Source organism: Blautia sp. Sow4_E7, from assembly GCF_052116245.1.
Classification (GTDB): Bacteria; Bacillota; Clostridia; order Lachnospirales; family Lachnospiraceae; genus Blautia_A.
Window position 1 is genome coordinate 1 of the sequence record NZ_JBQKLL010000001.1, and the last position, 13,281, is coordinate 13,281.

Below are 13,281 nucleotides of genomic sequence, written 5' to 3' on the forward strand. Positions count from 1 at the left end.
AACGAAAGAGATGACCGATGATCAGCTCGCAGAACTTGCACCCTGGAGTGAAAAACTCCAATCTATCAAAAATCGCATGTGAATTATAGTGAATTACTCCAACTCGCAAAGAGCTGGGGTAATTTTATATCTGACCGCATTATTATTTGGCGGTTACTGAATAAAAGAAAAGGACTCTTACCTCTCAGAAATTCTGAAAAACAAGCGTCCTTTTGACTGTTTTAACGATATTCAAATAAAAATGAAATTTTCTTTTTCATGTGTCCACTCATACCAGATGCAGAACTACCGATACCTCGATTCCGTCCATAATCTGCTTTTTTCGTCCCTGTTTACCTGTAGGTGCGAAACTCATATATCTCGCAAAGTGCCTAAAACAAAGGACTTCTACGAATTCACCCGATGTAGACAACATACCGTCTCCACATGGCACGATACCTTCTGATTGATGTCAGGATTTGTGCCTGTTCGCGGAAACATATCCTGTCAAAACGGGAACAAGTCCACACCTCTGATATCGCGCATTCACAGCTTCAAAACAGATGCAATCTGTGGCAAAATCGACATCCATATCCAGGTCTTGACCATCGAAGTCTACGGGAACAAATCGGTATAAGGCCTTTTCTACCTATATAATGCAAGGCAATTTTACACTGCTGCTCCCTGCCACTGTCTCGACAGTTGAGACAGTGAAAGCCGCTCAACTTCTACACAATTCATCCGCTCCGAGCACGAATTTGCCATACACTCGCAGGGAGTTGAGTTGCCGGATTTCACCGTCTCGACCTGGTATCTGGTCATCATTTTATCGGTATCACATATCTCCTAGCCACTATTCAGTTTGAACTGTCCGGAAATTCCGGATAGTTCATTCAAACTTATCGGATAACTGACCACTCTTGTAATTATGAGTTATTCGATTTTTTCGAATAACTGAATCCTGTTGCAGAAAAATGCTATAAATAAACCTTTCCTTATTTTTCAATCAATTTCATCATTCGCTGAACAATACGTTCAACCTGCCCGGATTCCACTCTCTGATCAAAAGCGCCATTACAAAAATGATCTTCTCGCAATATCATCGTCAACAAAGCTGAACACAAATCATAGTCAGCGCATTCCAGGCGTTTTAACTCTTCGTTACAATTTACAGGCTCTGTGGTCATGTAATCCCAGTAGTTTGTTTTTAGGTCACCAGTCTCTTCAAGCACCTCATAGCTATTGGTAACATTTATATTTGAGAGCAACTGCCTAAACTTTATTATCTTTTCTTCGTTTGTCATCCCTTGCTCCTCTCCGGTAAATCAAAGTGCGTTTCCGCAATGGTATTCAATTGCCTAGCAATATCCGCAAAAGGCTTATTCAAATCTAATGTTCTGACGGTAATCTGGTTACCATGCATTTTATACACGTTGTCTGGTTGAATTTCCTCATCCGTTTTTGCATACAGCAACATCCCGGAAACCTTGTGATCTTCATCTCCAAATTCATAATCGCGATTCTTCACATACGTGAATATCTGGTACATATTATTTGAATGGAGCGTGTGTTTGTCATACTGCGTTTGAGTTGTGTGACTATAATATTTCGCATCAATAATCAGTACGGTATTACCTTTTTGCAGATGAATATCACTCTGCATTACCGGCAGCATCGTTCTGATTCCATCGTCCACAAACCAAGGTATCTGCGAAGCGCTGACCGACAGTTCAGGAAAATGCTTACTGTAATACTCAAGAATAAATTTCTCATACAGCCTACACATACGTTGCTCATCCACAAATGATGCAAGCCTATACTCTCCAGCATCTGTTGTGATAAGCATACCCTCAATTATCAGCTGACAAATACTTATAAGCATCCTGTAAGTCTGATTATTTCGCTGAAATCTGATGGATGACCATCGTATGGAGGTTGGCTCAAGCGTATCAACGTCAGAAAAGAATAACATCTTCTTTTTCAAATCATCCTTGTACTCCGCCTTAACCTTTGCATTTCGCAGTAACAGCATAACCGTCGTCTTAATTATTTGATTGAAAAGATTATTCTCAGACAACTCATCATAATCACATGTCAGTAACTGCTTACGTACCAGTCGATTCTTAATTGTTCCTGGCATGTTAATCTTTCCGCGCATTACCGGGAGTTCCTCCTGACGGTTTATATACTCCCGGTAGAGGCCTTGTTTCAGCTGAATTCCAATCCCCCTTGCAAGAATCGCAGCCAATAAATCATACATCTCGTCAAACGATTCAACTGCTACATCATCGTAGTTTTCCTGGTTCAACGTTTGAAAAGCATAGGACAGCATATAATATATATTTTTGATGAATATGCTCTTATCTTTTGTCATTGAAATACACCGTGCAAGATGTTCTCCCACCGCTGTAACTTTGAACTTTCATCAAACCAGTATTCACTGAGCATCGGTAAAATATCAAAATCAACAACGTCCTTCATCCATTCTTCTGTGCAGTCATCCGCATTACAGAAATAGCTATGCCCTATGCAGAAGCCTTTACCCAGAGACTTATCCTGAGCTATTTCCTTGTTGAGTTCCTTAATACGCTCAATGAGAGTGTTGAATGTTTCATTTGCAAAGCTATTCTGATAATTGATAAATCCCTCCGAATCAAAGCCTGGTTCCATATCGAAAAAGCTGAATCTACGTCTTAATGCATAATCAATCATTGCCAGACTTCGGTCTGCGGTATTCATCATTCCGATAATATGTAATCTCTTAGGAACCGAAAAGCTCAGGCCATTATATGCAAGCGTTGCTTTTTTATCTCGATAATCTGCCTCTATCAGCATCAGCAGTTCTCCGAAAATCTTACTCATGTTTCCACGGTTGATTTCATCTATGATGAAGAAATAGTCTTTATCTGGATGGTTTGCAGCCTTTTGGCAAAAACGATAGAAAATACCATATTTTAGTTCGAATCCATTTTCCACAGGCTTATAGCCCATCATGAAATCTTCATAAGAATAATTCTGATGGAACTGAACAAATTCGATACGGTCATCATCTTTTTCACCCATCACAGAGTAGGCTAATCTTTTAGCTGCAAATGTCTTTCCAACTCCTGGTGCTCCTTGCAGAATAATGTTCTTTTTCTTTTTCAGAACCGCTGCAAGCCTATCGTATTTGGCTTCTGTCATATAGACTTCTCTTAAAAAATCTGTTTTCGTATATTCGGTATTGCCTTTCCCTGAGGGAGCCGGATTTTCCTCTCGGATCATGTCGATGATAAAATCATATTCTCCACGTGTAAGCTTAAACAAGCTACCCTGTGTCATAGAGAAATATTCCATCTTCTCAAGCTCTGAGCATTCTTTCAACGTCGAAAAATCAATAGGAGAGGAAAGGCCTTCTACTTTCTCAAAATAGATTTTTTGCCCATCTTGCTCCGCACTAACGCGCAGAATTGCAACGATCTGCTTTACTGGTGTTGATTCATAACCAATTACCATATCGCCGGCCTTAGCATCTAAGAAGTTCTGAAAAATCCTACGTTTATTTCCATTATCGTTATAAAGGGTATAGTCCTGAACCTCACCAATTGGCATACTGGACATACTCCATATTTTAGGATTTGCATTTAAAAACCAGTAGCGCAAACCTGATGCATCATTCTTCAGAAGTTCTTCTTTTGTAATGTCAAAATAAGGCTTTAAGATATAGTCTTCAAAGAGCTGTGTTTCACTTTTGGGAACAACAATGCAAGTCGAGTTCTCGTTTGGCGTCCACCACTTTTTATTTCCAGAATAGGCGCTTGTATCACGAGACTCCGTAATAACCGTATAACTTGCTATCTGCTCTTCCTTTGATAATAGGGAAAAAACAACCGGTGCCTTTACCCCACATCCACCCTCAGGACAGTTAAATCCCGTCTGACATTGAATGTAAGCACAGGTACAGGGTTTCTTTGCTTTTTGACATTGCTCCACCTTTGCCTGTGTTTCATCATAGGAATATCCGTCATACAAAGAACTCCACTCATGAGCCTTTTGGGCACCATCCTTTGCAAGAGCAATATTGGAAAGAGCATACTTCCATTCGGGTTCCGTCACCGCATTCGGTTCTTCCACCAACTTGCGAGTAAATTTGCACCCGTCAAGAATCCTGAACGCACTTCCTACCACACGCTCATCCACTTCAAAAGGTGTATGTTCCGGCTCGAGTTCTTCATAGAACTCCTCAAAATCTTCAAGGGAATAAAAAATGCCGTTATCAGCAATGACACGACACTCTGGTTTTCCACTATCCAATTTATGATTAAGGCTTCCCGGTGCTCTGAACATATGCGACAGATTAAATACCGGGTCAATTTTCCAACCTTTCTCTGCAAATACCTTTTTTAAATGCTTACCAAATCCCTTATAGATTGCCGCTACATATTTTCTTCGCCCATCATCCATTGTATCGATTGGATTTTCAAATATGTAATAAGCATATAACCCATATCCCGAATCTACGATAAAGGAAGGTTTAGCAGGTAGGTCATTGAAAACATCCATTGCATCCTGTTTCGTGGGTGGAAGGTTCTGCTCCTTGTGAGCAGGTCCCAATACATCGATATCCGCTACAAACGCTGTCACGGAAATAATATCATCGTCAGAGCCTCTTACCCCTGGTGGTAAGTTATCTCTTCTAGGATTTGGATTAAGGTAAACATTTGTTGCCTTGCCCTGCTCCATAACATAATCGTATGCTGCATCCAATTCATCCGATGTAAATTGCCTGTGTATGTTATCGGGTAAGGAAGTAATAACAAGCTTACCTCCACCCCGAAATACATATTCGTATAGTTTTTTGTTGTCCATGTTTACGCCACCTCATTCTTCTTATTAGAAGATTTAGCCTTTTTCTTTTCAGCATCAACCATGTTCTTTACTGCCTGATATGGTGTTGGGTCAAGAATGCCAACGCTATTACGCATTGCTAAATATTCCTGTTTCATTCTGCGATTTACACGCTGTCTGTCTCTATTCTTCATAATCACTTCTCCTCCTTATTATATTTTGGTGGACTTTCCCCTTGGTCTTCGTGTTTAAGGTCGACATCCAATTAAGGGGAACGACCAGGTTTAACCTAATTGCTTATTCAACTCGTGTTTCGCCTTAACCGCTGCAATGCCTTCTCGAACCATTGCTTTTTTGTCAGGGCTTAATTCCTTGCGAAGCCATTTGACCATTGTCATTTCGGAAATACCAATCGCATCGGCTACTTCCCACTGCTTCACATTTGCAATTCGGATTTCGTTTCTTAAATCTTCGTTACACATATTCAATTTACCTCCTTGACAGATTTTTGCTTGCTGTAATACAATGATTACGATATTATAATAATTGATTACGCAACCTTTTTCAACGGGGGTTCGTAGTCAATACCAAGTTGGTAACACTTGTATTACAACAACGAAAGGGGTTCATTTTATGAGTTTTACAATGTCCTTTAGAACCGGGAAAGATGGAGAGCTAGTCTTTGGTGAAAGACCACAATATAGAGAAGAGTTTTTAAAGAAAGTGTATGGCGGTAGCCTTAATATAACAGCAGAACTTGGCGAAATGTTTACGGACTTCATTTCTATAGAAGGAGACATTGCCACCAGCAATCATCCTTTTATTCAGGCTGCCGGAGATACATGTGAAGGTATTACTTCAGATTCACATTTTCTTGTTCAGTTGAGAGAATATATTGATTTAGGAATCGAGAATAAGAATTTCTTTGAAGAATCATGCTTTATGTTCTTCTTGGAATCACAAAACCTGCACTTACCTGCTATGCTCTACACCCCTGTTATAAAAGAAGGACAGGAAGATGCCTGTGTAGAGGATTTCGTTGAAGATAATAAAGATATGTCTCCATTGGAAAAAATGATGCGTGGCTATGTGGCTGCCAAAGACAAAATATATGATGTTCCACTTACTACCTATGAATGTGAAACCGTAGAAGATGCCTGCATTGCTTCTTTGCACTTTTTGATTACACACGACTGCAATATTCTAAAATGCCAAAACTGTGGAAAATATTTTATATCTGCACGTTCTGATACAAAATACTGTGACCGCATAAGTCCTTTCAACAAAAGAACCACCTGTAAGAAGGATGGTCCTCAGCGAGCACATAAGGATAATGTAAAAGCAGATGAATTAAAAAAGGCTGTTAAGCTAAAGAAAAATAAGTTATATATGAGAACTTTCAGAAATCAAGATAATTTAGATCTTGATAGATACTACCAATGTTTTCTTAATAATGTGAAAGAAAAACAGAACCTCCTTAACTCCGGTGCCATAACTACCGAACAATTTATGGCTTGGCTTGAAGAACAATAAAAGAACGGCATTGCAGACCTCCCCGATAATCTGCAATGCCAATAATTGTAATCTATTACAACCATAAGTATATTTATCTTTGCATGTGCATATATTATAATTGAACCATCAGTTTAGCTAACTGCAGAAAAAAGTCCTTGCTTTTTTCCATGGTTGAATGTATTATAATATTAACTCATCTAACATGTTTAGAAGGAGAATCCGGTTTTCGCATAGTGATTACCGGCTTTTTTTATTATTTCTCTAAATTCTTTAGATAATTCTGATAATCACTTTCATAGTCCCGCTTTGCACTTATAAAGAACACAGGATATCCTGTTATTAAGATTACTCGTTTATCACTTTTATCCTCAAATATAACAATATAATCAATTTCTTCTTCCTGATATCGAAGATAAATACGATTTTTCTTGTTAGAATTTATTTTTTCCCAGTATTTTACTCTCTCATCACCATTGTTATACAAGTCAATTATTTCTCTTATCCAACCAACACGCACAGCACGATAAATACACTTTTCTCTTTCAGTTCCATTATTCATAATAACAGAATCATACGGACTAATGCAATTATTCGCGCATAATGAAGATGTAATATCATTTGTACATGGTTGTATATCTAATTTGGCTTTTTCTTCTATGCTGGCAGCATGCCAAAACAATTCTGCTTTACACTCAATCCAATTAAGTGGAACTGCGACTTCTCTCCCACCAAGTTTCGCCCTATTCTCTTTATTGGCCATTGTATTTTTAAATACAATATGGCACTTATCCATAATAGCAGAGATATCTTCGAGACCAGCAATATCAATCGTCTTTAGTTTTCCCATATCTCTACTCCTTTGGCTCCCAAATAAAAAGATTAAATTTTCGCTCACCATACTTAGTGTTATTGTCTAAATCAACATGCTTTTGCAATTCTTTCACAAATCTTATTTTTCCTTGATTTGAATCAGGATTCTCAACTAAGCCTCTATGATAAAAAGCAAGTGCTCCATTAATCAAATCTGCCAATTGTAGAATCTCTGATTCTTTTGAATTAATCTGACCTATCTGATCAATTACCTCTTTCTTGAAATCATAAATATTGTTACAAAGAACTTCTCTCAGCTTTGCAACACGCTTTCCACCTCTTGTATCTTTTATATCAACCATAATATGATATTTCTTGTTAGGAGATATAACTGGATCAAGCATACAATAGTACATTTTGTAATACCATAAATCGTAATCTCCGCCATTGTACTTATCATGATCTAAAGATTGCTTACCACTTGCAACTAACCCTCTGTATAACAAATCCTGATTATCCCAAAAATAATGCAAAAGTTCAAGGTAAAAATCTATTTTTGACTCAGATACTTTTGTCCATTTAATCTCAAAAAAAGTACTAATATTGTGTTTTGTTTTTATTGAACGTATCTCTTCATATATCTGTTTTTTGCTTTCTTCAGGACAATACATCGCACCTAGAATCATAACAGGCGAAGAGTCCTTTTCAAGATGACAACTCTCGTCACAATAAACATTATATCGTTTCATTATTGCTCCTTTCCATTAATCATCCCTTCAACTGTGCCTTTAAATCTTGAAACGATTCCAAAGCACTCTGAAGATTTTCGATAATATCATCAACAAGAACATCAGGGTCAGGAAGATTATCTAAATCAGCTAAGGACTTATCCTTTATCCAGAACAAATCAAGACTAGTTTTGTCTCTTTCAAGGATTTCTTCAACAGTAAACTTTCTGAATCTTCCGTCCGGATTTTCTTCCGACCATGTTTCTTTTCTATCATGCCTGTTTTCTGGATTATAACATGCTACAAAATCATCAAGATCTTTATCTGTCATCGGATTCTGTTTCAATGTAAAATGAATATTTGTTCTAAAATCATAAATCCACACTTCTTTCGTTTGTCTTTCAGCACTTGCAGGTTTCTTATCAAAGAAAATTACATTCGCCTTAACACCCGGCTTATAGAAAATGCCCGTAGGCAAACGGAGAATCGTATGCAAATCGGTAGTTTCCAGTAACTTCTTTCTGATTACTTCACCTGCACCACCTTCAAATAAAACATTATCCGGCACAACAACTGCTGCCTTACCTGTTGCCTTTAATATTGTATTAATGTGCTGCACAAAATTAAGCTGTTTGTTGGAACTGGTTGTCCAGAAATCTTGACGGTTATATACTAAATCTTCATCTTCCTGCTCACCATCTTCATTAGTAAATGTAATTGATGACTTCTTACCGAAGGGTGGATTCGTAAGGACATAGTCTACCCTATAACCAGGGTCAGTAAGCAGTGCATCTCCTAATGATACCGGAACATTACCATAAATATCACCAATATTGTGAAGATACAAATTCATAAGTGCCATCTTAAAAGTATTCGGCACTAATTCATTTCCATAAAATGTTTCATTCTTTAAAAATTCCTTTTGTTCTCTATCTAATTTATAGTTATCAGAATCAGCGAGAAAACTCTGACATGCTAAGAAAAACCCACCACTACCACAACATGGGTCTGCGATTGTCTTCATCGGTTCAGGACGGACACACCTAACCATTGCTCGAATAACTGGTCTTGGTGTAAAGTATTGGCCAGCTCCAGACTTGATATCTTCGGCATTCTTCTGCAACAATCCTTCGTATATTTCACCTTTAACATCAGATGACATAGATACCCATTTCTCAGCATCTATCATCTGTACAACTCTATATAAAATTGCTGCATTATTAATCTTATTAGTGGCACCCTTAAATATCTTACCAAGAATACCTTGCTGTTCCCCGAGTTTCTCCAATGTCCTTTTATATTGTTCTTCGAGTTCAGCACCTTTTAATGTATTCATATCCGACCAAGCATACCCAGTTGGAATACCTGTTTCTTTTTTATAAGGTGGTTTTGAATACTCATCTGACATCTTTAGAAAAATAAGATAAGTCAGCTGTTCCAAATAATCGCCATATCCTACACCATCATCTCTAAGTGGATTGCACATACCCCATACTTTTGAAATGATTGCACTTGATTGTTCTGACATTATACTAATCTCCCTTCGAATGCTTTCTTTAATACACTTTGTCGAAGCGCTTCAGCCTGGATCAATGCATTATCTATAGTTTTGTCAATCTGATCACAAACAGATAATTTTTCATCTATAAATTTTACTATATTTAGTTGATTATCATAACTAATCAGTGGAATGCGAAACTTTTTAATATCACCAACATTAATATGTGGCGAGCCTGTACCACCTTTAGATACAATTACATGATTGGTTACTATTGGAGAATTCAAATAATGCATCAAGAATAAATTATTTATTTTTTTCCCAGTTCTAAATAGCATCATTCTTTGTCCCAAACAAGGTTCTATACCTTTGGGAATGATACATGCTATCCCCAAAATTGATCCTTCTCTGCTATACAATACATCACCAGTCTTTGGCATCAACCTAGCAGTTCTTTCATCATATACTTCTGATGTTACATAGCTTTTTTCAGACAAATCCAAATAGCCTCTTTTAAAATTTGAAGTTCTTAAACATAGCCTTCCTTCTTCGCTCCATTTAGGTGTAGAATGTGGACAATCAACAATGCTTTCACACAAATTTTCAATTGTTTCCGTTTTGTCACTTACTTCTTTAAATGCGCTTACAAGAACTGATTGACGATATATTTCTACCTGCTCTTTAGTTTTTTTTAAGTTTTTTATTCCCGCATCAATTTGAGAAAAAATTTCTTCAATCTTTTCTACAATTTTTGCCTGTTCATCAATCGAAGGAATGCTAATCTTTATTTTTGAATAATGCTGTATCCAGTATCGCTTATGAGTGTCATGATCGATTTGAATAATTTGCATTCTATAATAAATATATTTAGGTAAAACTAATTCCGTATTTACATTCAGTATCTTCATTGCCGAAGACTTTACTTTAAATGGAAAATTCACAAACTGACTTGCTGTTGTAAAATCATCAAAAATAAGTACAGGTAATCTGTCTTTTTCAAATATTCCATCTTTTTCATCTGTGTAACCAAGAATAAAACTTTTTCCTGCAGTTAATACCGGCGTTTCATACGAATCATCATATTTAGTTGATTCAACAATATATTTTGTTGGCTGCTCATATGGAAGCAACTCATCAAGGGTATATTCTTTTAATTCCATTTATGTCTCCTTAAGCCACAAGTTCCTCATTCATTTCATCGAGTATTGTTTCATATTCATCACCAAAAACATCATAAAATTTTCCAAGTCCACCTTTTCTATCAAACGGACTCAAATCTAAATCATCAGGAAAAACACTAAGCGAAGTAGCAATATGCTCCTTTATCATTCTTAACCATTCCATCTGTTCCTCTGTAAAATGAACATCACCAGCATTCTTCTTTAAGGTCCATTTCATGAAGTTATAATTCACCCTATCAGCAAACGGGCTTAATTTGTCCTCATATCCCATTTCAAATCTGATTATAGATATAAGGTCTGTAATCTGTGCCCTTGTGCCTCTTTTAACCTGTCCCGGTTTCTTAATAGCATAACAATCCCACAATCTTTCAACTGTAATACCTTTGGCTTTCAGTTTCTCATATAGCACTTTCATTTTTTCTATAGCCATTGGTCTATTCTTATATTTCTGATCATAAATAATGCGTAATGCAAGAATCTCATCTTTATTCTCTTCAATGAACTCTTGGAATGTTTTTATTGTTCTATCTGCATTTGCCTCTTGGTCTTTATCAAACCCAGCAAAGACAACAGAATCAACATTCACATTGTCAATGATTTGCTCATGTGAACGTCTTACATTTTCAATATAATTGCGAACCTCTGGCTTATTAAATGGCTCAATAGCAATACTAATTAATTCTTTCTGTGCCTCTAATAATTTCTTTTTATCCTCTTCAGATGGTTCAACTCCATCATCCGTAAGTACATAGCCCGCCTTTTCGGCAATAACATCTTCATCAAATGCATTCAGAAGATTCTCTGATATCTTACCAACAGGAATTCCTATCTCTTTTTCAAATTCCTTCTTCTCTGTCGAAGTCATTTGGCTGTTAAGACGAATAATTCTATTTGCCAACGAAGTAAGTGTATCTTCATCTCTTACTCCCAAGGCTACATTCATCATTAACTCTTTCATGGATACTGTTGGCTTACGTTCAAGAGTTCTTGTTTCCGTCTTTTTTGATTTTGTAACGCCAACTGCATCTACAATAACAAAATGGTCTTTATTCTCTGTAGCAGAAGGAGTAACCTTCTGTAATTCATCTTTAGATAAAGTTCTAGTTCCTCTGCCCTTCATCTGCTCAAAATAATTCTTACTACGAACATCTCTCATAAATACAAGACACTCTATAGGTTTTACATCTGTTCCTGTTGCAATCATATCAACGGTAACAGCTATTCTTGGATTGTAATCATTTCTGAACGAACTAAGTGCAGCCTCTGGATCATCTGCTCCGTATGTAATCTTTTGACAGAACTCATTTCCCATACCAAATTCTTCACGAACAATCTGAATAATGTCATCTGCATGACTATCAGTTTTCGCAAAAATAAGTGTCTTTGGTACTTCCTTTCTATATGGAAATAAAGTAGTTCCAAGACTTTCTCGAAAACATTTAATGACAGCTCGAATCTGACTAGGATTAACAATATCTCTATCTAAATCCTTTGCAGTATATTCTATATCTTCATCAAGCTGTTTCCATCGTTTTGCACGAGACAATCTATTTCTGTACTCAATCAACTGCTTCATCAACTGAGCACCATTTCTGCCAACTTCTGTTTCAATGACAAATACATCTTCACCTACATTAACGCCATCAACAATTGCCTGTTCTCTAGTATATTCACTGACAACATTCTGCTGAAAGAATGCAAATGTTCTTTTATCTGGTGTTGCTGTAAGTCCAATAATAAATGAATCAAAGTATTCAAGCACCTGACTCCAAACATTGTAAATTGACCTATGACATTCATCTACGATAATACAATCAAAAAACTCCGGCGGATACTTTTCGTTATAAGCAACTTCCTTTGGTGTTTTACTATCGGCTGTCACAAATTCATTTGGTGATGTTTCTTCAGCTGATTCATCCAATTCCTCTTCTTTCAAAATAGAATACATTCTCTGAATTGTACTAATATATACCTGCGTATTTGCTGGCATATGTGATGATTTCAAACGATACACCCCATAAATATTCGAAAATGGTCTATGATCGTCATTAGGAATGTAAGCAAGAAATTCTCTCTCTGCCTGTTCCCCAAGACTTTTGGTATCGACAAGAAATAGTATTCTGTTTATCTTGGCATATTTTAATAAACGATATGCAGCTGTAATTGCAGTAACAGTTTTGCCCGCACCAGTTGCCATCTGAACTAAAGCCCTTGGTCTACTCTCTGAAAATGATTCATCAAGTTTTTTCAAAGCATTTATCTGACATTTTCTAAATCCTTCTTCATCAAGTGCCGGAAAATGTTTCATATTGTTTCTGATAGTGTCATTCTGCTTCAACATATACGCAAGCGATTCTGGTCTATGGAATGAAAAGATTTCTCTTGAACGATAATTAATATCCTTATAATCAGTGAATCTAGTCAATTCTCCTGTACACTCATATGCAAAGCGAATACTAACATCACTTTTCATCCACTTAAATGTACTTTTAGCATATCGAGCAGACTGTTTCTCAACGGTTGTAATATCTTCGCCTTTTTCTTCCCTTTTAGCTTCTGCAATACCAACTGGTACTCCATCTACAAAAAGAGCATAGTCCACCTCACCACTACTTGTAGGATACTCCCTGACAGCAACCCCTCTTCCCGCAGTAAGATTGAGGCCTTTCATATCTTGAATTATCCAGCCAGATTTTTTCAATTGTTTATCAATAACAAGTCTTGCCTTCTCTTCTGGTGACAT

11 protein-coding genes are annotated in these 13,281 nt (G+C 36.9%); 1 reads left to right on the forward strand and 10 read right to left on the reverse strand.

Translation table 11 applies throughout. The features are described from left to right. Positions 1-974: 974 nt before the first annotated feature. The 5 genes from ACTQ50_RS00005 to ACTQ50_RS00025 all read right to left on the reverse strand — a co-directional run bounded on the left by ACTQ50_RS00005 (position 975) and on the right by ACTQ50_RS00025 (position 5,288). Positions 975-1,283 carry a DUF6508 domain-containing protein gene (locus tag ACTQ50_RS00005; RefSeq protein ID WP_441482395.1) on the reverse strand — a complete coding sequence of 103 codons (309 nt, stop codon included), beginning with the start codon at positions 1,281-1,283 and terminating at the stop codon, positions 975-977. Next, positions 1,280-2,353, reverse strand: a complete 1,074-nt coding sequence (mcrC, locus tag ACTQ50_RS00010) for a 5-methylcytosine-specific restriction endonuclease system specificity protein McrC (protein WP_441482396.1) — start codon at positions 2,351-2,353, stop codon at positions 1,280-1,282. Before mcrC ends, ACTQ50_RS00005 begins: the two co-directional genes overlap by 4 nt. Further along, positions 2,350-4,827 carry an AAA family ATPase gene (locus tag ACTQ50_RS00015; RefSeq protein ID WP_441482397.1) on the reverse strand — a complete coding sequence of 826 codons (2,478 nt, stop codon included), beginning with the start codon at positions 4,825-4,827 and terminating at the stop codon, positions 2,350-2,352. Before ACTQ50_RS00015 ends, mcrC begins: the two co-directional genes overlap by 4 nt. A 2-nt stretch (positions 4,828-4,829) precedes the next feature. Continuing rightward, complete coding sequence (locus tag ACTQ50_RS00020) at positions 4,830-5,000, reverse strand: hypothetical protein (protein ID WP_441482398.1); 171 nt, start codon at positions 4,998-5,000, stop codon at positions 4,830-4,832. A gap of 90 nt (positions 5,001-5,090) precedes the next feature. After that, positions 5,091-5,288 (reverse strand): hypothetical protein, encoded by a 198-nt coding sequence (locus ACTQ50_RS00025; protein WP_441482399.1) that lies wholly within the window; start codon positions 5,286-5,288, stop codon positions 5,091-5,093. 151 nt (positions 5,289-5,439) lie between these two features. Here ACTQ50_RS00025 and ACTQ50_RS00030 point away from each other — a divergent pair, with 151 nt between their 5' ends. Continuing rightward, a complete protein-coding gene (locus ACTQ50_RS00030) occupies positions 5,440-6,339 on the forward strand; it encodes a DUF6076 domain-containing protein (protein WP_441482400.1) in 900 nt (299 codons plus the stop codon). A gap of 235 nt (positions 6,340-6,574) precedes the next feature. Here the strand turns inward: ACTQ50_RS00030 and ACTQ50_RS00035 are convergent, their stop codons facing one another. From ACTQ50_RS00035 to ACTQ50_RS00055, 5 genes are read right to left on the reverse strand one after another with little or no spacing between them, the layout of a single operon-like run. Then, positions 6,575-7,168 carry a hypothetical protein gene (locus tag ACTQ50_RS00035; RefSeq protein ID WP_441482401.1) on the reverse strand — a complete coding sequence of 198 codons (594 nt, stop codon included), beginning with the start codon at positions 7,166-7,168 and terminating at the stop codon, positions 6,575-6,577. Between the two features lie 4 nt (positions 7,169-7,172). Then, the gene (locus ACTQ50_RS00040) at positions 7,173-7,880 is read right to left on the reverse strand and encodes a DUF3800 domain-containing protein (protein ID WP_441482402.1); all 708 of its coding nucleotides are present in this window, start codon (positions 7,878-7,880) and stop codon (positions 7,173-7,175) included. A gap of 19 nt (positions 7,881-7,899) precedes the next feature. Further along, complete coding sequence (locus tag ACTQ50_RS00045; protein ID WP_441482403.1) at positions 7,900-9,387, reverse strand: N-6 DNA methylase; 1,488 nt, start codon at positions 9,385-9,387, stop codon at positions 7,900-7,902. After that, positions 9,387-10,517, reverse strand: coding sequence for a restriction endonuclease subunit S (locus tag ACTQ50_RS00050; RefSeq protein ID WP_441482404.1), 1,131 nt, complete (start codon positions 10,515-10,517; stop codon positions 9,387-9,389). Before ACTQ50_RS00050 ends, ACTQ50_RS00045 begins: the two co-directional genes overlap by 1 nt. Positions 10,518-10,527: 10 nt before the next feature. Then, positions 10,528-13,281: a type I restriction endonuclease subunit R gene (locus ACTQ50_RS00055; protein ID WP_441482405.1), complete on the reverse strand. Its 2,754-nt coding sequence runs from the start codon at positions 13,279-13,281 to the stop codon at positions 10,528-10,530.